Annotated in this window: 17 protein-coding genes and 1 riboswitch; of the genes, 10 read left to right on the forward strand and 7 right to left on the reverse strand. The window is 68.8% G+C overall.

Annotated elements, in window-relative coordinates; all coding sequences use genetic code 11:
* The first annotated feature begins 45 nt into the window (after nucleotides 1-45).
* The 5 genes from ACJMKZ_RS10815 to ACJMKZ_RS10835 all read left to right on the forward strand — a co-directional run bounded on the left by ACJMKZ_RS10815 (nucleotide 46) and on the right by ACJMKZ_RS10835 (nucleotide 6,995).
* On the forward strand, nucleotides 46-1,737 hold the full coding sequence (locus tag ACJMKZ_RS10815) for an autotransporter assembly complex protein TamA (RefSeq protein WP_405233240.1): 1,692 nt from the start codon (nucleotides 46-48) through the stop codon (nucleotides 1,735-1,737).
* The gene (locus ACJMKZ_RS10820) at nucleotides 1,737-5,177 is read left to right on the forward strand and encodes a translocation/assembly module TamB domain-containing protein (RefSeq protein WP_405233241.1); all 3,441 of its coding nucleotides are present in this window, start codon (nucleotides 1,737-1,739) and stop codon (nucleotides 5,175-5,177) included. The genes ACJMKZ_RS10815 and ACJMKZ_RS10820 overlap by 1 nt, the downstream gene beginning before the upstream one ends.
* Before the next feature lie 117 nt (nucleotides 5,178-5,294).
* Nucleotides 5,295-6,260 (forward strand): NAD(P)H-dependent flavin oxidoreductase, encoded by a 966-nt coding sequence (locus tag ACJMKZ_RS10825; protein ID WP_405233242.1) that lies wholly within the window; start codon nucleotides 5,295-5,297, stop codon nucleotides 6,258-6,260.
* A 131-nt stretch (nucleotides 6,261-6,391) separates the two neighbouring features.
* A complete protein-coding gene (locus tag ACJMKZ_RS10830; RefSeq protein WP_405233243.1) occupies nucleotides 6,392-6,583 on the forward strand; it encodes a carbon storage regulator in 192 nt (63 codons plus the stop codon).
* Nucleotides 6,584-6,602: 19 nt separating this feature from the next.
* On the forward strand, nucleotides 6,603-6,995 hold the full coding sequence (locus tag ACJMKZ_RS10835; protein WP_405233244.1) for a CrcB family protein: 393 nt from the start codon (nucleotides 6,603-6,605) through the stop codon (nucleotides 6,993-6,995).
* A 7-nt stretch (nucleotides 6,996-7,002) separates the two neighbouring features.
* Here the strand turns inward: ACJMKZ_RS10835 and ACJMKZ_RS10840 are convergent, their stop codons facing one another.
* Entirely contained in the window at nucleotides 7,003-8,340 is a 1,338-nt protein-coding gene (locus ACJMKZ_RS10840; protein WP_405233245.1) for a pyridoxal phosphate-dependent decarboxylase family protein, read from the reverse strand.
* Between the two features lie 99 nt (nucleotides 8,341-8,439).
* Here ACJMKZ_RS10840 and ACJMKZ_RS10845 point away from each other — a divergent pair, with 99 nt between their 5' ends.
* From ACJMKZ_RS10845 to ACJMKZ_RS10860, 4 genes are all read left to right on the forward strand, one after another.
* Nucleotides 8,440-9,714 (forward strand): sterol desaturase family protein, encoded by a 1,275-nt coding sequence (locus ACJMKZ_RS10845; protein WP_405234146.1) that lies wholly within the window; start codon nucleotides 8,440-8,442, stop codon nucleotides 9,712-9,714.
* Nucleotides 9,715-9,787: 73 nt separating this feature from the next.
* Nucleotides 9,788-11,431 carry an FAD-binding oxidoreductase gene (locus ACJMKZ_RS10850; RefSeq protein WP_405233246.1) on the forward strand — a complete coding sequence of 548 codons (1,644 nt, stop codon included), beginning with the start codon at nucleotides 9,788-9,790 and terminating at the stop codon, nucleotides 11,429-11,431.
* Between the two features lie 4 nt (nucleotides 11,432-11,435).
* The gene (locus ACJMKZ_RS10855) at nucleotides 11,436-12,218 is read left to right on the forward strand and encodes a class I SAM-dependent methyltransferase (protein WP_405233247.1); all 783 of its coding nucleotides are present in this window, start codon (nucleotides 11,436-11,438) and stop codon (nucleotides 12,216-12,218) included.
* 11 nt (nucleotides 12,219-12,229) lie between these two features.
* Nucleotides 12,230-13,180, forward strand: a complete 951-nt coding sequence (locus ACJMKZ_RS10860; protein WP_405233248.1) for a hypothetical protein — start codon at nucleotides 12,230-12,232, stop codon at nucleotides 13,178-13,180.
* A 24-nt stretch (nucleotides 13,181-13,204) separates the two neighbouring features.
* Here ACJMKZ_RS10860 and ACJMKZ_RS10865 read toward each other — a convergent pair whose 3' ends face one another.
* Genes ACJMKZ_RS10865 through gdhA form a run of 4 tightly spaced genes read right to left on the reverse strand, consistent with a single transcriptional unit; the run spans nucleotide 13,205 to nucleotide 17,232 of the window.
* Nucleotides 13,205-13,924 carry a hypothetical protein gene (locus ACJMKZ_RS10865; RefSeq protein WP_405233249.1) on the reverse strand — a complete coding sequence of 240 codons (720 nt, stop codon included), beginning with the start codon at nucleotides 13,922-13,924 and terminating at the stop codon, nucleotides 13,205-13,207.
* A 48-nt stretch (nucleotides 13,925-13,972) separates the two neighbouring features.
* Nucleotides 13,973-14,389 carry an alternative ribosome rescue aminoacyl-tRNA hydrolase ArfB gene (gene arfB, locus ACJMKZ_RS10870; RefSeq protein ID WP_405233250.1) on the reverse strand — a complete coding sequence of 139 codons (417 nt, stop codon included), beginning with the start codon at nucleotides 14,387-14,389 and terminating at the stop codon, nucleotides 13,973-13,975.
* Nucleotides 14,390-14,402: 13 nt separating this feature from the next.
* The gene (locus ACJMKZ_RS10875; RefSeq protein ID WP_405233251.1) at nucleotides 14,403-15,827 is read right to left on the reverse strand and encodes a phospholipase D-like domain-containing protein; all 1,425 of its coding nucleotides are present in this window, start codon (nucleotides 15,825-15,827) and stop codon (nucleotides 14,403-14,405) included.
* A 49-nt stretch (nucleotides 15,828-15,876) separates the two neighbouring features.
* Nucleotides 15,877-17,232: an NADP-specific glutamate dehydrogenase gene (gdhA, locus tag ACJMKZ_RS10880; RefSeq protein ID WP_405233252.1), complete on the reverse strand. Its 1,356-nt coding sequence runs from the start codon at nucleotides 17,230-17,232 to the stop codon at nucleotides 15,877-15,879.
* A 101-nt stretch (nucleotides 17,233-17,333) separates the two neighbouring features.
* Between gdhA and ACJMKZ_RS10885 the strand changes: the two genes are divergently transcribed.
* Complete coding sequence (locus ACJMKZ_RS10885) at nucleotides 17,334-17,768, forward strand: DUF6491 family protein (protein WP_405233253.1); 435 nt, start codon at nucleotides 17,334-17,336, stop codon at nucleotides 17,766-17,768.
* 6 nt (nucleotides 17,769-17,774) lie between these two features.
* On the opposite strand, the gene ACJMKZ_RS10890 is transcribed toward ACJMKZ_RS10885, so the two are convergent.
* Complete coding sequence (locus tag ACJMKZ_RS10890; protein ID WP_405233254.1) at nucleotides 17,775-18,518, reverse strand: FFLEELY motif protein; 744 nt, start codon at nucleotides 18,516-18,518, stop codon at nucleotides 17,775-17,777.
* Nucleotides 18,519-18,609: 91 nt separating this feature from the next.
* Nucleotides 18,610-19,281, reverse strand: coding sequence for a hypothetical protein (locus ACJMKZ_RS10895; protein ID WP_405233255.1), 672 nt, complete (start codon nucleotides 19,279-19,281; stop codon nucleotides 18,610-18,612).
* Nucleotides 19,282-19,504: 223 nt separating this feature from the next.
* A riboswitch (cyclic di-GMP riboswitch) is annotated at nucleotides 19,505-19,587 on the forward strand.
* The last annotated feature ends 13 nt before the right edge of the window (nucleotides 19,588-19,600 follow it).

Below are 19,600 nucleotides of genomic sequence, written 5' to 3' on the forward strand. Positions count from 1 at the left end.
CGGTCGGGCAGGATTGCGGGCGCGTTCCTGGGCGGCATTCTGGTCGTGGCAGCCGCCGTGGCGCCCGCCGCCCGGGCCGAGCTGCTCATCGAGGGAATCGAGGGCGAATTGCTCGCCAACGCCCGGTCCTTCGCCGGACTCTCGGACGAGCCCTGTGATGCGCCTGCGTGGCGGGTGCGACGGGGGTTCCGCAACCTGGACCAGGAGATTACCGACGCGCTGAGAGCGTTGGGCTATTACGGTCCAACGTTCGAGAAGACGCTGGACCTGGAGCGCGAAGATTGCTGGCTGGCGACGGTGGTCGTCGACGCCGGGCCGCGCACCCGTTACCGCGAAGTGGATGTCCGCATCGGCGGGGCGGCCGAGGAGGATCCGGCGTTCCTGGCCGAAGCGCGGGAGGGGCGTCCCCGGGAAGGGGAGCCGCTGCATCACGGTGAGTACGCGGCGTACAAGGATCGCCTGCGGATCGCCGCCGCCGAACGGGGTTACGTCGAGGCGGAGTTCACCGCGGCCCGGATCGACGTGTGGCCGGAGCAGCAGGCAGCCGACGTCACCCTGCATTTCGCTTCGGGGCCACGTTACCGGGTGGGCGAGATCACCGTCGAGCAGGACTTCCTCGAGCCAGGGCTCGTGCGCGGGTTCCTGGATCTCCAGGAGGGCGTGCCCTACGACGCGGCCCTGGTCAGCGATGCCTATCAGGCCATGCTCACCAGCGGCTATTTCCGCAGCGTGCGTATCGAGCCCGACCTCAGCGTCTCGCCCGACCACCGCATCCCGGTGACGGTGCGCCTCACGCCGGCGACCCGCATCGAGTACAACGTGGGCGTGGGCGCTTCCACGGACGGCGGCCTGCGGCTGCGAGGCGGCTACGAGAACATGCGCGTGAACGACCGGGGTCACCGCCTGCGTGCAGAGTTGCTGGCTTCGGACGTGGAGTCCTACCTCACGGCAAGCTACCGGTTGCCCGTCGGCGATCCGACGGTCGAGTGGCTGAGCTACAACGCCGGGCTGCGCAACGAAGACACGGACACCTCGGAGACCGACAGCGCGACTTTCGGGGTAAAGCGCGTGACCAAGCTCGGCGGCGACTGGCTGCGCACCGAGGGCCTCGAACTCGGCTACTGGGATTATCAGGTGAGCACGGACAGCGACGACAGCGTGCTGGTGCTGCCGTCGCTCGCGTTCAGCCGGGCCCGGTTCGACTGGGACGTCAATCCGCGCCGCGGCTACAGCGTCGGGGTGGAAGCGAGGGGTACTCACCGGGCCATCGGTTCCAGCACCAGCTTTCTGCAGTTCTCCGGCTACTTCCGCTTCGTCCATCCGCTGGGGCCGAAGGGCAAGCTGATCGCCGGCACCGAGCTCGGGCTCACCATGAAAAGCGAACTGGACGAGCTGCCGCCCGAGTTCCGATTCTTCGCCGGCGGCGATTCCAGCGTCCGGGGCTACGGTTACCAGACCCTGGGACCCACGGACGAGGAAGGCAACGTCGTAGGCGGCACCCGCCTGGCCACCGTGCGCCTGGAGTACGCCCACGACCTGTTCGGCAACTTCGCAGGTGCGGTGTTCGTGGATGCCGGCAACGCGTTCGACCAGCTCGAATGGTCGCCCAGCGTCGGCGCCGGCATCGGGCTGCGATGGCGCTCGCCGGTCGGGCCGCTGCGGGTGTATCTCGCCCACCCCTTCGACGACCCGGGCCGCAGCGTGCGCCTGCACATCACCCTGGGACCGGACCTCTGATGCGTGTGTTCCGCGGCATCCTTTACCTGCTGATCGCACTGATCGCGGCCGCCGTCGTCCTGACGGCGCTGGTGGTGGCGACGCCCGCTGGCCTGCGCCTGGCACTGGAGGCGGCGGAGCCCTATCTGCCGTCGGCTCTGGAGCTGGGTGAAGTGGACGGGACTCTGGCCGGCGGCGTCGTGCTCCGGGGAGGGGCGTGGCGCGGCGACGGGGTGACCGTCGAGGTCCGGGAACTGGAGCTGAAACTCGATCCCTGGCCCCTGATCCGGCGGGACATCCGGCTCGAGCGGCTGCGCGCACTCGGCGTGTCGGTGACTATCGCAGAGGGCGAGGCGGAGGACCCGCAGGAGCCGGACGGGCGCTTCCGGTTCCGCATGCCGGTGCCGCTCGCCATCGAGGACGGCCGGCTGGAAGACGTGCGCGTGAGCGGCCCGGGCTGGTCCCGCTCGGCCCGGGTGATCGAACTCGCGGCCGGAATGCGGGGCAGCCGCCTGGAGGCGGATCGGCTGATGCTGGACAGTGACTGGCTGGGTCTGGAGGCGCGCGGCGGGGCCCGGTTCGTCCCGCCATACCGGCTCCGGCTCGACGCGGACTGGCGCTATGGCGGCGGCAGCGCCGGGCCGGCTCTGGCCGGGTCGGGCCGCATCGAGGGCGACGCCGAGGCGTGGACGGTGACGCATCGGCTGAGCGAGCCCGAAGAGGTGCGCACGGAAGGCACGGTGGAACTCCGCGAGGCCGGTTTCTATGCGCAACTCCGGAACGAGGTGGCCACGCTGCAACTGCCCGTGGACGGCGGCCGGGTCCTCTCGGTGGCGGACGGCCGGCTAACACTCGAAGGCTGGCTGGACGCCTACACGGCGGAGGCGCAGGCACGGCTGACGACGGAAGGGGCTCCCGCCGTGAACGCGAGGGCTACGGGCCGGGGCAGCCTCGAGACGCTCGAGGTCGAGCGCCTGCGGCTCGACAGCGAAGCGGGGCGCCTGGAGGCCGACGGTCGCCTGGGCCTGCTGCCTTCCCGGCAGTGGGACGTTGCCTTTCGCCTGCGGGAACTGGAGACCGGCCCATGGGGAGCGCCCCTGGAGGGCACCCTTTCGGCCATCGGCCGCAGCAGCGGCCGATGGCCGGCGGAATCGATGCCGACGGGGATGCTGCGCGTCGAGGAGCTGAGCGGCCGTTATGGAGACGAGCCCCTGGCGGGGCGCGGCGAAATGGAGTTCGGCGAGGGCGGCAAGGCCGCCGCCCGGGGCGTGGAATTCGCCATCGGCGAGAACCGGCTCACTCTGGACGGACGCCTGACACCGGAGCCGGATCTGGCCGTCACCGTGCAGGCACCTCGGTTGGAGACGATCTGGCCGGCCCTGCAAGGCGATCTGCGCGGAGACGTGGCGTTGTCCGGTTCGTTGGCCGAGCCGGTAGTCGAGGGAACGCTCGAGTCCGACGGTCTGCGTTGGGACGGCCTCGCGATCGGGCCGGCCAGCCTGCAGGTGAGTCCTGCGGCGGCGGGGTCTCGCCTGCGGCTGGTGGCCGCGCAGGTCGAGACCGGCGACGTGAGCCTTGCCTCGGTCGACATCCGGGCGGAGGGCGCGCCGGATTCCCACGACCTCTCGCTTGAAATCGAAGCGGCATCCGGGAAGGCGGAATTGCAGGCCACCGGCGGCCTGGCCGACGGGGGATGGTCCGGGCAGCTGCGCGACCTGCGCATCAGCCAGCCGCGATTCGGCGACTGGCGGCTGGACGAGCCCGTCAGCCTCGCCATGGCGCCACCGGCCATCACGCTGGGCCGCGCCTGTCTGACCGGCGAGGGCCGCGGCACGTTGTGCGCCGAGGCGAGCCGGGATGCGGAGATCACCCGCGTGAACGCGGACGCCCGCCGGGTGCCCGTCGCGCTGCTCGCACCGCTATTCCCTGCGGGCTCGCGGTTCGAAGGGGAAGCCGCAGGCCAGGCCGATCTGACCTGGCAGGCGGGCGCGCTGGACGGCGGCGCCGAGATGACCGTCGAGGACGCCCGGGTCGAGGTGATGCTGGACGAGGACCGGCAGACGCAACTAGAAATCCGTTCCTTCACGGCCAGAGCCTCGGTGGAGCGCAACGAGGCCCGCATCGAGGCGAATATGGACCTGGGCGAGCAGGGCGACGGAGAGGCATGGCTGCAGACGGCGGACCTGTTCGATCCGGCGGCCCCGGTGGAGGGACTCCTGCGGCTGGACTTCCGCGATCTCTCCATGGTGCCGCTGCTGGTGCCGGAACTGGCCCAGGTCCGGGGCCACGTCATGGGCCGGGTCGAGATAGCGGGCAGCCGCCGCGAGCCCCGGCTCGGCGGCGCGCTCCGGCTGCGCGAGGCCGGTTTCCTGTTCCCCGACGCGGGCATCGAGATCACCGAGCTGGAGGTGGTGGCCCGGCAGGAAGAGCCGGGCGTCGTCGACTACGAGGGCAGCGCGCGCTCCGGCGACGGCACGGTGCGCATCCGCGGCACGACCCGTCGCGCCGCGGACGCCGGCTGGGTCAGCCGCTTCACGGTGGAAGGGCAGGACTTCCTGATCGTCCGGCTGCCGGACATGCAGGCCAGCGCGAGCCCGGATCTCGAAATCCTGCTGGACGAGAGCCGCCTCGAGGTCCGCGGCACCATCGAGGTGCCGGAGGCGGACATCACGCTGCGCGAACTCGGCGGCGACGCGGTGCGCACCAGCCCGGATACGGTGGTACACGGTCGCACCGAAGCCGGCGAGGCGCGACTCGGCCCGGCACTGTTCGTCGAGGTGGAGGTGGTCCTCGGGGAGTCCGTGCATCTGCGCGGTTTCGGGCTGGAGACGGATCTGACCGGTTCGCTGCGGCTGACGGGTGGCAGCGAGCGGCCCTGGCTGGGTTTCGGCCGCCTGAGCCTCGTCGACGCCCGTTACAAGGCCTACGGTCAGGAACTCACCGTGGAGCGCGGCGAGCTGGCGTTCTCGGGCCCGCTCACCAACCCCACGCTGGATATCCGCGCCGTGCGCGACACCGGCGAGGTGCTGGCCGGCGTGCGCATAGGCGGCACCGTGCGCTCGCCCAGTTCCACGGTGTTCTCCGAGCCGCCGCTGCCGGAAGCCGAGGCCCTGTCCTATCTGCTGACGGGCCGGCCGCTGGCGGGCACGACCTCGGCCGAGGGCGATGTCCTCAACCGGGCGGCGCTGTCGCTGGGGCTGTCGCGGGCCGGCGCCGTCGCCTCTCAGATCAGTCAGGAGGTGGGTCTGGATATGCTGGCAGTGGAGGGCGGTGCCGACGACGGACGGGTGCTCGCCGGCAAGCGACTCAGCGAGGACCTCTACCTGGAATACGCCTGGGGCATCTTCGACTCCATCGGCACGCTGCTGGTCCGCTACGACCTGAGCGACCGGCTGCGGCTCGAGTCCCGATCGGGCGAGCAGCACGCGGTGGACCTGGTGTACCGGGTCGAGACCGACTAGAGCCTGTTAACGGGCCATGGCGCGGCTTGCGGCGCCGCGCGGCACTGCCTACCATGCGCTGCGGCATCGTCCGGCAGCCGCCGGCCCCTGCCACCCGTCACTGCGAAGGAAGAATCCATGGCTCTGCCCGAACTGCTGCAGGGGAACCTGCGCCTCCCCGTCATCGGCGCGCCGATGTTCATCGTTTCGACGCCGGACCTGGTGCTCGCCCAGTGCAAGGCCGGCATCGTCGGTGCCTTCCCGGCACTGAACGCGCGGCCCCAGTCCATGCTGGACGAATGGCTGGATCGCATCACCGACGAACTCGACGCGTACCGCAAGGCCAACCCGGACAAGCCGGTGGCTCCCTTCGCCGTCAACCAGATCGTGCACGCGAGCAACGACCGTCTGCAGGCGGATATGGAGACCTGCGTGAAGTACCGGGTGCCCATCATCATCACGAGCCTGCGCCCGCCGAGCGAGGTGGTGGACGCCGTGCATGGCTACGGCGGACTGGTGTTCCACGACGTCATCAACCTGCGCCACGCGCGCAAGGCGGCGGAGCAGGGCGTGGACGGCATCATCGCCGTCTGCGCCGGCGCCGGCGGACACGCGGGTACCCTGAGCCCGTTCGCCCTGGTCAAGGAGATCCGCGAGTTCTTCGACGGCACCGTGATCCTGTCCGGTTGCATGTCGAACGGCGGCGACGTGCTCGCCGCGCGGGCCATCGGCGCCGACCTGGCCTACATCGGCACCCGCTTCATCGCCACCGACGAGGCCAATGCGATGCCCGACTACAAGCAGATGCTGGTGGACAGCGCGGCGTCCGACATCGTCTACACGTCGCTGTTCAGCGGCGTGCACGGCAGTTACCTGAAGCCCAGCGTGGCCCGTGCCGGCATGGATCCGGACAACCTGCCGGAGGCGGACAAGAACGCCATGGACTTCGGCAGCGGCGGCAATACCCACAAGAAGGCCTGGAAGGACATCTGGAGCGCGGGGCAGGGAGTGGGCAGCATCCACGAGGTGATACCGGTGGCGGACCTGGTGGAGCGGCTCGCCGACGAGTACGCCGAGACGAAGCGCCGACTCGCGGTCGGCTGAAGATCGCGCCGCGCGTTGAGCTGAACGCCGGGGCGAGCGTGCGGGATGCCGGCCGCCCCGCTCATGCCCTATACTGCAGGGGAGCCCGCGAGAGGCTCCGGACGGAGCCCGGGCTCGATGCAGAGGCAATCATGCTCATTCTTGCGCGAAAGGCCGGTGAATCCATCCGCATCGGCGACGACGTGAAGGTGACCGTGATCAGGGTGAGACGTAACGAGATCAGGCTCGGATTCGAAGCTCCTTCCGACGTGAAGATCCGCACCCCCGAACAGGACGGCGAAGAGGGCCGGGATTCCGACGCCGACGCGGGCGAGGAAGATTAGGCGGCTTACCGCCCGCGGCATGACCAGTCTCTCGGCCCTGATCATGGTGGCCCTGGGCGGCGCGACCGGGGCGCTGGCGCGCTTCGGCCTCACGGTGGCCTTCCAGCGGCAGGCGATCGTGTTCCCTTTCGGCACCCTCGGCGCGAACCTGCTCGGCTGCCTGCTCATCGGCATGCTGGCGGAGATGGCGGCCCGTACCGAACTCCTGAGCGGCAACGCGCGGCTGCTGCTGGCGACCGGCTTCTGCGGCGGCTTCACGACGCTCTCCACCCTGACGCTGGAACTGGTCCAGTACGTGCGGGGCGGTTACCTGCTAACCGCCGCCGGCTACTTCGCCCTGACCTTCGCCGGCGCCTTCATGAGCTTCTTCGCCGGGCTGGCGCTGATGCGGTTGCTCCTGCGCGCAGGCTGACGCGACGTCAGCCTGCCGCCGCGCGCAGCTCCTCGAGGATGACCGGCAGCGCGCGGTCATGTTCGGGCTTCATCAGCGCCGAGCGCAACACCGTCACCGATTCTTGGTCAAACTCCATGCCGGGCCACCAGCGGGCGGCCAGCCCCGACGGCAGTTCCATCAGTGCCAGGTGCAGGCCCTTTCCGGCTGCTTGTTCGAAACAGCGCCGCGATGCCCGGCTGACGGCGCCGGCAGTCCCGGCCGAGGGCGCCCAGACGACGATGTCCAGGTCCGGCGGCATCAGCGTCAGGAATGCCGGGTCGTCGGCGAGGGCCCGGTGCAGGGCCACGGCGGCCTGCCGGCAGCGCGCCAGCCCGGCGGCGAAATCCCCGCCCGGCACCGGCGGCAGCAGGCGCTGGGTGGCCCAGAGGGCAACGGCCGCGGCGCCGGCACGAGAGCACTCCAGGCTGATCTCGCCGAGGTGCAGGTCGTCGGAGGTGAAATAGGTATAGGCAGAGTCGTGGCGGTAGTGGACGGCGGCCGCCGGGTCGCGGAACAGGATGCAGCCGCAGCCATAGGGCTGGAGGCCGTGCTTGTGCGGGTCGATGACGATGGAATCGGCCCGATCCACGGCGGCGAAAGCGCGCCCGGCCTCGGGGGACAGGGACTCGAGCAGGCGGAAATAGCCCCCATAGGCCGCGTCCACGTGCACGCGCAGGCCGTGCCGGCCGGCGATCTCCAGGATCTCGGGCAGCGGATCGGTGCTGCCGGTTCCGGTCGTGCCCAGCGTCGCCACCACGGTGCCGATGCCGCCGCCGCAGACGGCCGCCTCGAGGGCGTCCGGATCCATACGCCCGTGGGAGTCGGCCGCCACCTCGCTGAAAGGCATCCGCAGCACGCCCGACAGTCGCCGGTGGGTGTAATGGGCCATGGCCGAGGCGGCGACGCCACGGTCCGGATGCATCTCACGGGCGATCCACAACGCCTCCATGTTGGCCACCGTGCCGCCGCCGGTGAGGTGGCCCAGATGGGTATTCCAGCCGAACATCGCCGCCAGCTGCGCGACCGCCTCCTTCTCCATCGCCGAGCTCGCCCGTCCTCCGTCGAGCGCGTGATTGTTCGGGTTGACGGTCATCGCGAGGGCGTAGGCGAGGCGGGCCACCGGATGGGGTGGCTTCAGCATCTGGCCCGCGTAGAGCGGATGATGGTAGGGGAAGTTGTCGTGCAGGCGGCGCGCCGTGTCCAGCAGCACCTGCACGAGGGCCGGATCGGCCGCCGGATCCTCCCGCTGCGGGTCGGCCGGCAGCCCGGCGGCGAGCTCGGCCGCGGCGCGGGCGAGGGCCTCGAGTTCCTTTTCGGTGTACATCGGCGGGGTCTCCCGGAGACGGTGGCGGGACATTACCGGGCGCCGTAGTCCCACGTCCAGACGTTGGTCACGCACCGGAGGCGGTTTATCATGTGCCCCATGGACCTGATCGCGCTGGCCGTCCCGTTCTTCATCCTCGCGCTGCTCGCGGAAGTGGCGATCGATCGCTGGCGCGGCACCGGCTACTACCGCCTGAACGATGCCATCGGCAGCCTCAGTGCCGGCATGCTGAGCACCACCATCGGGCTGTTCACGCGGGTGGTCAATATCGCCATCTATGCGTTCGTGCTGGATTATTTCGCGATCGCGACCCTGGACATGGCCCTGTTCGATTTCAGCACGGCGGGACTTGCGATGTGGGCGGGCGCGCTCCTGTTCTGGGACTTCTGTTACTACTGGGTCCACCGCTTCGGCCACGAGATCAGCGTCATGTGGGCCGCGCACGCGGTGCATCACCAGAGCGAGGAGTACAACCTCTCGACGGCGCTGCGCCAGACCAGCTCCGGATTCCTGCTCAGCTGGGTCTTCTACCTGCCGATGTTCCTGGTGGGGATCCCGATCGAGGTCTTCATCACCGTGAACGCCATCGACCTGATCTACCAGTTCTGGGTCCACACCCGCCACGTGGGCAAGCTCGGCTGGGTGGACCGGGTATTCGTGACGCCTTCGAATCACCGTGTCCACCACGCGCAGAACGAGCGCTATATCGACAAGAACTACGGTGGCATCCTGATCCTGTGGGACCGCCTGTTCGGTACGTTCCAGGAGGAACTGGACGAGGAACCCGTCGTCTTCGGCGTGCGCAAACCGCTCAGGAGCTGGAATCCCTTTTACGCCAACCTGCACGTCTACCACTACCTGTGGCAGGACGCCGTGCGTACACGCCGATGGCGCGACAAGCTCGGGCTGTGGTTCCGGCGCACGGGCTGGCGTCCGCCGGACGTGCGGGACGAGCCGAGGGGCAACGTGGCGCCGGCACGGTTCGAGAAGTTCGATCCTGTGCTGTCCGCCGGCGCGAGGCCGTATCTGCTGGGCCAGTTCGTGCTGGCGGTGCTGGCATCCTCCGCCATCGGCGCGGTGTTCACGACGGCTGCGCTCTCGACCACGCTCGTGCTCTGCCTGCTGTTCTGGTTCCTGGTCTACAACCTCGCCGTGATCAACGAGGGACGAGCAAGCGCACTGCGACTGGAACTCGTGCGCCTGCTCGTAGCCGTCCCTCTCGGTGCCCTCTGGCTCGCGCAGGCCGAGCCTGCCTGGTTCGCCGATCCCGCGGTTTGGCCCGCGCTCGGTGGCTACGTGGCCTTGTCGCTAGCGAGCCTGGTAATGATGCGCGGGTTTGGCGAGGCTGCCGCCTCAGAACAGCCCACAACTTGATATTTCTCCGCTAGATGCAGCTTATTCCTGAGACGCTTTCAAGCTTAATGGAGTCTGCCGTGAGGGTACCCCGGTGAGCGCAAGGCGAAAATTCTGGGGCTGGGGCTTCGAGGGGCAGGGACCCACGGCAGCGGAAGCGGAGACCGTCCGCCGGATGACGGGCGCGCGCTTCGGCGGACTGCCGGAACCCCTGCCGGTGCCGCAGGCGTCCGACTTCGAGCTGCCCGTGCCCCGGCTTAAGGCCCCGGACCACCTCGCCAGGCTGGTTACCACGGACGATGCCGACCGGCTGGCCCACGCGATGGGGCAGAGCTACGCCGACATCGCCCGGGCCTTCCTGAGGCAGGTGTCCCATGCGCCGGACCTCGTCGCATACCCGCAGGACGCCGCAGACGTGGAGCGGCTCCTGGACTGGGCCGACGCCCAAGGGGTGGCGGTGGTCCCCTTCGGCGGCGGCACGTCCGTCTGCGGCGGCGTGGAGCCCGACGTGGGCGACGGTTACCCGGGCGTGGTCAGCCTGGATCTGTCGCGCATGAACCGGGTGCGGGCCATCGACCAGCAGGACCGCTGTGCGCTGATCGAGGCCGGCGCGCGGGGCCCGGAGTTCGAGGCCGCGCTGAAGCCGGAAGGTCTCACGCTCAGGCATTTCCCGCAGAGTTTCGAGCTGGCGACCCTGGGCGGGATGATCGTCACCCGTTCGGGCGGCCATTTCGCCACCCTGTACACGCACATCGACGAGTTCGTGCAGAGCGTGGAAATGGTGACGCCGCGGGGCCGGATGACCACCCGGCGCCTGCCGGGCAGCGGCGCCGGACCGCAGCCGGAGCGCCTGATCTGCGGGTCCGAGGGCATTCTGGGCATCGTCACGGCGGCCTGGATGCGGCTGCAGTCGGTGCCCCGTCACCGGGCCTCCGCCACGGTGCGCTTCGACGGTTTCGCCGCGGGCGCCGAGGCGGTGCGGCAGGTAGCGCGGAGCGGGCTGAACCCGGCCAACTGCCGCCTGCTGGACCCCGGCGAGGCGCTGATGAATGGCGTGGGCGACGGCCGTTCGGCGCTGCTCGTGCTGGGTTTCGAGAGCGCCGACCATCCCCAGGACGCGAACCTGGTCCGGGCGCTGGAGATCTGCGCGGAGGCGGGCGGGGAGAGCCGCGCCGGAGGGGGAGGCGGCAAGAATGAGCAAGAGCGGAAGGGGGGGCGCGATGCCGCCGCTGCAGCCTGGCGGCAGGCATTCCTGCGCATGCCCTTCTACCGCGAGGTGCTCGTGCCCCACGGGGTGATCGTCGATACCTTCGAGACCGCGTGCACCTGGTCGGCGTTCCCGGACTTGCATGCGCGCATCACGGCGGGTATCCGCGAAGCCATCCGGCGCACCACCGGCCGCGACGGCGAGATCACCTGCCGCTTCACCCACGTCTATCCGGACGGGCCTGCTCCCTACTACACGCTCTACGCGGCCAGCACGCCGGAACGCATGCTGGCTCACTGGCGCGAGATCAAACTGGCGGCCAACGCGCTGGTCGTGGAGGGCGGCGGCACCGTCACCCATCACCACGGCGTCGGCCGGGACCATCGCCCTTCCGGCTACGATCGGGAACGGCCGGACCTCTACGCGGAGATGCTGGCCGGCGCGAAGCGGGCAGCCGATCCCCGTGGCATCCTCAACCCGGGTGTCCTGCTCGGCCGTCAGGGCGGCGTGCTGGCGTCAGCGCAGGAATGAGCCCATGAACCCTCGGCGTACCGCCGCGCTCCTCACGGCCCTCCTGCTCGTCGCGGGCTGCGGGGGCGATGACGGGGGCGATACTGCCGCTGCGGCAAGCGATCCGGTGTCGCTGGCGCTGGCGGCCGAAGCGCGTCCCGCTGCGGACCGGGAGCGCGACGCCGCGCGCAAGCCCGGGGAGGTGCTCGCCTTCTTCGGCATCGAGCCCGGCATGACCGTGCTGGACGTCTTCTCCGGCGGCGGTTATTACACCGAGATCGCGGCGCGCATCGTCGGGCCCTCCGGGCGGGTCATCGCCCACAACAACCAGGCCTATCTGGATTATGCGGCCGAGGAGATTGCCGCACGCTACGCCGGCGGGCGGCTGGCCAACGTCGAGCGCCTCGACGGCCCGGTCACCGACATGGAGCCGGAAGCGGGCAGCGTCGACGTGGCGCTGCTGATCCTGGCCTATCACGACATCTATTTCCGGCCCGACGACGGCTCCTGGCCGCGCATCGACGGGCCCGCGATGCTGCGACGCATCCGCGAGGCACTGCGCCCGGGCGGCATCCTCGGCGTGGTCGACCACGCGGGCAGCCCGGACATCACGATCGCGGAGGTCGGCCGGCTGCACCGCATCGACGAGGCGAGACTGGTGCGCGAGATCGAGGCCGCCGGATTCGAGCTGGTAGAGCGCAGCGATGTCCTCCGCAACCCGGAGGACACGCGCCTCTCGCCCATGTACGACCCGCAGATACGCGGCCGCACGGACCGCCTCGTACTGAAATTCCGCAAGCCCGAATGAGGGGAGCCGTGATGCCGCCGGGATGTGACCCGGTTCACGACGGCCGGCCGGCCGGACGCCCTACACTTGGTGTTTTCCGTCCCAGGAGCACGACGCTGTACCCGGATCCGCATATCGTCAGCTCTCTTATCGCGGGCGCGGCTTTCGCCGCCGCGTTCCTGCTTACGAGCAAGTGCTGGCTCGTTGCGGGCGGGCTGCTGCGCCGGCCCTCGCACCTGGGCGAACGCATACGCACCGAGCCGGGTGACGATTTCCGCCGCCAGCTCCGGGATACCGACGTCCAGGCTGCCACACACCTGGCCGCGGCATTCGTCCTGCTGAGCGTCTTCGTGGCGCTGTTCTTCGCCGGCACGGAACGCTGGTGGACCGACCTGCACCCCTGGGCCTGGTGGCTGGTGTCGCTGTTCCTGGCGGCGGTCGCCGCCTACGAGGTGCGCGTGCTCCTCGGTATCCTGCAGACCAGGCGCCGGGCGGCACGTTCGCTGGATGCCCATATCGCCACGGCACAGCGGCTCGAGTACGTGGCGGCGCGGGGAAACTATCTGTTCCACTGCGTACCCGTCGGCGACGATCGTATCGATCACATCGTGCTCGGCACGAACGGCCTGTATGCCGTGCACGTGATCGACAGGCCGCCGACCGGCGACCGCACGGCGAGCCTGCAGGCGGGCAGCGTCGTGTTCGGGGCCGAAGGCGGCGAACGGCATGAGCTCAAGGACTGGCGGGGCGCGGTGAGGCGGCTCACCCGGGAGCTCGAGGCCGGGCTCGGCCGCGCACTCACCGTCCGCTCGGTGATCGTCGTGCCCGGTTGGGAAGTCTCGGCAGCGGAGGATCGTGACACGCTGCTCGTGCACCAGTCCGCGCTGACGATGATGACCGGCTGGCGGGACCAGCGAGCCTTCCTCCTCGATGAGGAGGTGGCGGACCTGGAGCGCCTCCTGACGGAGCGCGTGAGCGCCTGAACCCGGCCGGGCTCCCGCCCGCAGCTAGCGCGGGCCCAGCAGCATCCGCGCCTCCAGCCCGGTGTGCTTCCATGAGCGCCAGGCGACGAGGAAGAACGCCTGCATCAGGATGGCGAAGTTCCACTCGATCACATTCTCGGCCTGATCCGGGTCGGGCAGGATGGCTTTCAGCACCACGTTCGTGAGCCCCATCGCGAGCATGCCCGCACACAGCCAGAGGATGATGAGTGCGTGCAGCCGGATGCGCCGGTCGTCCCGCGTCGCCGCGCTGGCCAGCATGTCCCGGGCGGTGAGCAGCTGGGACAGTGCGGTGAAGGCGAAGAAGACGTAGATGCCGTAGCGGCGCATCAGCCGCTGGAAGTCGCCCTCGGTGCCGAGGAAGGTCACGTACACGCCGAGGAACACGGCGCCGATCACGCCGAGCCACAGGATCACGGCGCCGCGTGGCTCCGGCTCGCCGCGAAGCAGGTTCAGCCAGCGATGGTTGATGATCCAGAACAGGATCAGGGCCGCAGCCGTCGGCAGCATCACCAGACGGAACAGGTAGATGGCCGGCGGGTTGCGCCCGGCGGCGCTGACCGAGGTGCAGCCCTCCAGGTAGGGGATGCAGTTCGGGATGGTCTGTGCCTGGATGCTGATCACGAGGCAGAGATTGACCACCACGATCGGCAGCACGCCGACCAGCAGGGCGGGCAGCGTGACCGGGTCGGGGCGACCGTAACGGCTGGTGTCCATAGTGCTCATAGTGCGTGCATGGTAAGGATGGTTGCCGGCGGGCGAAAGCCGCGCCCGTCAATCCCGGGGCGGGCTCCGCCGCAGGGACTTGACCGTCCCGCGGCGCTTCTTCTCGTCCACACGCCGCCGCTTTGCCGCCGGCCCGGGCCGGGTGGGGATGCGGGGCTTGCGGGAGACGCTCGCGAGGCGCACGAGCTCGCGCAAGCGCTGGACGGCCTCGCGCCGGTTCTGCCGCTGGCTGCGGTGTTCCCTCGCCTTGATGACGAGCACGCCCTCGTTGCTGATGCGCTGGTCGCCGAGATCAAGCAACCGCCGCTTGACGTTGCCGGGCAGCGACGAGGCGGGAATGTCCAGCCGCAGATGGATGGCGGTGGACTGCTTGTTCACGGCCTGGCCGCCGGCACCGGCGGCGCGCACGGCACTCATCTCCAGTTCGTCGTCGGGCAGTACGATGTTCTCCGTCAGTCTGACCATGTGGCATCGGGCCTCAGAGGTAAGGCGAGAACAGCCAGGCGATGGCGTCCCGGAACCGGACCGGCACCGAGCGGTCGGCGATCTCCCGATAGCCGACCGCCCGGGAGCGGGCCCGGGTCACTTCCATGTGTTCTATCATGCTGCGCGCGAAACTCGAATCGAAAATCTCGACGGCCAGCTCGAAGTTCAGCCGCAGGCTCCTCGGGTCGACGTTGGCCGTACCTATCTGACAATAGTCATCGTCGATGAGGAAAAGTTTCGTGTGGACGAAGGGTCCCGGCTGGTAATACACATGCACGCCCCACTGCAGCAATTCCAGCAGCGAGTTGCGCGTGGCCCAGTGCATGTAGATCAGGTTGTTCTTCGCCGGCAGGATGACATTCACCTCGATGCCGCGGATGGCGGCGGCCTGGAGCAGGGCCACCTGTTCACGGGAGGGCAGGAAGTAGGGCGTCATGAGCCAGACGCTGCGCTTGGCGTCGGCGATGGCGCCCTGCATCACCAGGGCGATGCGGTCCAGGTCCTCGTTGGGTCCGTCGGTGATCACCCGGCAGCGCTTTCGCCCCGGCGCGACGGACCAGTCGGCCTCCGGCGTCTCCTCCGGCGGCTCGCCGGTAGCGAAGAGCCAGTCGTCCCAGAACGCGTCGGCCAGCTGGCGCACCACAGGGCCTTCCAGCCGGAAGTGCATGTCCACGACCCGGCGGCGGCCGTCCGCACCGACGATGTGACGGTCGCCGATGTTCATGCCGCCCGTGTAGCCCACGCGGCCGTCGACGACCAGGATCTTGCGGTGGGTCCTGAGATTCAGGTGCAGGGTCGGCGGCAGCAGGCGCGGCGGCAGGAAGCGGGCCACCGGCAGTCCGCGGCGGTCCAGAAGCCGGCTGATGCGCGGCCAGGAGTAGAGCTCGCCGATGCCGTCCACCAGCACCCGGACGGAGACGCCCCGGTCCTGCGCGGCCGCCAGAGCGTCAACGAAGCGGCGGCCGGTGACGTTGTTCTCGAAGATGTAGCTGGAGAGCAGCACCTGACGTTCGGCGGTGCGGATGCTCTCCAGCATCGCGGGATAGGCTTCCTCGCCGTTGTGCAGGGCGCTGACGCTGTTGCCCTCGAGCAGCGGACGCAGGGAGACGACGGCACCGATATGGCCGCGCCCCGGTTCGTGCTCGGCCAGGTCCTCCTGGGTGATGATGTCGCCGCTCTCGTAACCGATGCGGAAATGGCCGCCGCGCAGCTTCTTCGCCCGTGTGCGCACCCGGTTGATACCGAACATGTAGTAGCCGAGCGGACCGAGGAACGGGATCGCGAGACAGACCACCATCCAGCCGAGCGCCGAACGGGGATCGCGCTTGTACAGCAGGGCGTGTATGGCTCCGATGACCGCCAGCAGGCCGTGGAGGGCGACGGCGAGCCAGCGGAGGAGCAGGTCGGGGAGCTCCATGGCAGCATTCTCGCCCGCCCGGACAACGCGGGCAACGTGGCGGCCGGATTCAGACTACGCCGTAGGCCAGCATGGCCTCCGCCACCTTGCGGAATCCGGCCCGATTGGCGGCGTCGATATAGTCGATGCCGCCGTCATCTTCCATCTCGTGGGTGCACTTGTCGTGGATGTCGCGCATGATCTCCTTCAGCCGCCGGTCCACCTCGTTGCGCGGCCAGCTGACCCGGGCGACGTTCTGGGTCTGCTCCAGCCCGCTGACCGCCACGCCGCCGGCATTGGCGGCCTTGCCCGGCGCGAACAGCACCCGATGCTCGCGGAAGCATTCGATGGCCTCTTCGGTGCAGGGCATGTTCGCCCCTTCCACGACCGCCATCAGCCCGTGGTCCACCAGCGCTCCGGCAGCCTCCGCGCCGATCTCGTTCTGTGTGGCGCAGGGCATGGCGACGTCGCAGGGCATGCCCCACGGCGCCTCGCCCTCCGTGTATGCGACCCCGCCGATCCTGCCGTCGAGCTCCGCGAGGCGACCCCGCGCGCGGAACTTCAGCTCCTTGATCTCCTCGAGAGCCTCGGCCTCGAGGCCGGCTTCGCAGCGGATGTGGCCGTGGGAGTCGCTGAGGGTGACCACCTTCGCGCCTTCCTGGATGGCCTTCTCGGCTGCATACAAAGCGACGTTGCCGGCGCCGCTGATGGCGATGCGTTTGCCCTCCAGGGATTCGTCGGCGCGCTCCAGCATGTTGCGCAGGAAGTACACCGCACCGTAGCCGGTCGCCTCCTTGCGCACCGCACTGCCGCCGTAAGACAGGCCCTTGCCGGTCAGCACCCCCTCGAACTCGTTGGTCAGGCGCATGTACTGGCCGAACATGTAGCCGATCTCGCGGCCGCCGACGCCGATGTCTCCCGCCGGTACGTCCACGTCCGGACCGATGTGGCGGAAGAGCTCGGTCATGAAACTCTGGCAGAACCGCATCACCTCCCGATCCGACTTACCCTTCGGGTTGAAATTGGAGCCGCCCTTGCCGCCACCCATCGGCAGACCCGTGAGGCTGTTCTTGAAGGTCTGCTCGAAGCCGAGGAACTTCAACACGCTCTGGTTCACCGTCTTGTGGAAACGCAACCCGCCCTTGTACGGGCCGATCGCGCGGTTGAACTGCACGCGCCAGGCGCGGTTCACGTGCACGTTGCCGTTGTCGTCCTCCCAGGTCACGCGGAAAACGATGATCCGGTCCGGCTCCGTCATGCGTTCGAGTATGCGTTCCTGGCGGTAGGCGCTGTTGGCGTGGACCAGCGGCATCACGGAGCGGGCGAGTTCACAGACGGCCTGGATGAACTCGGGCTCGTGGGCGTTGCGCTTCTCCAGTCCCTGCATGAACGCCTTCAGCATCCTTTCCGGCTTCGCACTTTCCATTGTCCGGCCTCCACCTCCCGGTTACTTGACGGCTGCGCTAACGCGGTACTATACCAACAGGAACACCGATACGCGGCGGGAGCCGGGACAGGGAGGACGTTATGAACATGGACAAGAGCTGGCCACGAGGCGTGCTGGTCGCAGCAGTCACACTGGTCCTCGCAGGCTGTGCCAGCAGCCCGCGGGAAGCGAAGCCCACCGATGTCGCCGCCGACGATCCGGAGGCGGTCCGTTGCGTGCAGCTGATACGCGTCGACCGCACGAAAGTCGTCGACGACGAGAATATCTTCTTCTACATGAAGAACGGCACGGTCTATCGCAATCAGCTGCCGCGCGCCTGCCCGGGACTCTCCCGCGAAGAGCGTTTCATGTACAAGGTGCCCACCGGCCGCCTGTGCGATCTCGATATCATCACGGTGCTGACCGATTTTGCCGGTGGACTTAGGCCGGCGGCCGGTTGCGGTCTCGGCAAATTCCATCCGGTGGATCCGGAAGAGGCCGACGAGCTGATCGAAATCCTGCAGCGGGACGAATAGGCGGCCTCAGCCCGGCGCCTCCGTCGGCGGCGCCTCGGCGTCGTCGGAGAGCCGGAAAGGCTGCGGATGCTCCGAGAATATCTGTTCCATTATGCGGGTCTCACGGTCCTCGATGGCATGCAGGAATTCCTCTGCGCCGCCCATGGCACGGAAGGCCCTGAAACCGTCTTCCAGGAAGTCGTGCAGCGCGCCGAAGCCCGCCAGATGGGCCGGGCCGTGGGCCATGCGCACGAGGGTATAGATCATCGGCAGTTTGACGAGGCGCTCCAGGTCCCGGCCGGCCTCCAGGATGAATCCGATCTGGCGCTCGCGGTCGTCCCGGCGGCCCACCTTGCGGTACGCCTCCGCGTAGCTCTGCTCGTCGATCGTGGTGCCGGCGCCGAGCTGCCGGGTCATCTCGCCGTCGAGTTCCTGGCTCAGCACCTCCAGCTGCACGGCCATGCGCATCGACTCCTGAGCCTGGGCGGGCAGCATGCGCTTCAGGATGGGCGAGGCACGTTCGAGCTGGGTGTCGCGGGGCAGGTAGTCCTTGTCGGTGTAGAGCTCTTCGAGGAAGAACTCGACGCCGGGGCGGTAGCGTTCCCGCTCCTGCAGGTCCGCATAGGTCTGCTCCAGGCGGCCTGCCTGCCAGCGCTGCAGCGCCTGGAGTTCGTCCTGGAGGCCGGGATCCTCGCTGAACTGCGCACGCAGACTGCGGTTGCGCACCAGCAGCTCGTCCAGGCTCATCCGGCTGATTTCTTCTCCGCTCATGTCTCCGATATGGCGCCGCCGGCGCCTCGCTCAACCGCGCGCATTGTCCCGGTTTTACCCGGACCTTGCCAATGGCGGCGTGGCGTTGGCTTCAGAATGGCTTTGTCGCGCCCAGGAAGGCCACGGAAGCAATGCCGATCCAGTACACGTAGGCCATGCCGCGGCCGATAGCGAGCTCTGACGCCAGCCGTTGCTCCAGCGCCGGATTCGGGCCCTTCTCGGCAAGCTCGCGGAAGATCGGTACCCAGTGGCGCATGATAAAGCGAAGGCCGAGGCCGATCACCAGCAGCAGGCTGTAGATGAGCACCTTGGTGGAGTACCAGTCCGCGCGGAAGGGCCAGTCCGTCAGGTATGACCAGACAGCGGCCAGGAACAGCGCGGGGATGACGACGTAGCGGACGGCCTCGTCGATCCTGGTCAGCCGCAGTCCCCGGTCGGTGTCCCGGTAGACGAATGCCGACCAGGTGAGCGACAGCCACGCGAAGGCGACGATCCACACGAGCCACAGCCAGCCGCCGCCGTAATCGTGCACACCCAGGTTGAACCCCATGTGCAGACCGAGAGGCAGCAGCAGGATGATGCCCGTACGGGCGAGGATATCGATCCGGTAGGCGGTCTCCATGTGCCGCCGGCGCTCGTCCAGTGAGAGTTTCGGATTCGCCACGTTGTAAGACGTCTGGAAGACGCCCCATTCACCGCCCAGCCAGTAGACCATCGCAAGGATGTGGATCCAGCGCAGGACGGACTCCGGATTGATGTACATCGCTCTCCCCGAATTTTTGTTCCCGGACTCTTGGCGGTAACCCACGGCATTTAAGCAGCAACGGGGAGGGCCCGGCATAGTGGCAAACCGAAGACGCGAGCCCCGGCAAACGGACATCGGCCGGGCTGTATTTGCGCGGCGATTTGACATCATGCCGTGCCGGAACGTGTCGGGCTCTGCCCACGATTGACAGTCTGTCGGCCCCGTGCGACGCTCGGCGTTCGTTTGAAAAGGGCACACCGTTCGAAAGGGCGGGTCGCAAAGCCACCGGTCCCCGGCCGTCGCCGGGACAGCGGAGCTGCCAGACGGAAGCGCGATG

The sequence above is a fragment of the Lentisalinibacter salinarum genome (assembly GCF_040706555.1).
Taxonomy (GTDB): Bacteria; Pseudomonadota; Gammaproteobacteria; order Steroidobacterales; family Woeseiaceae; genus Lentisalinibacter; species Lentisalinibacter salinarum.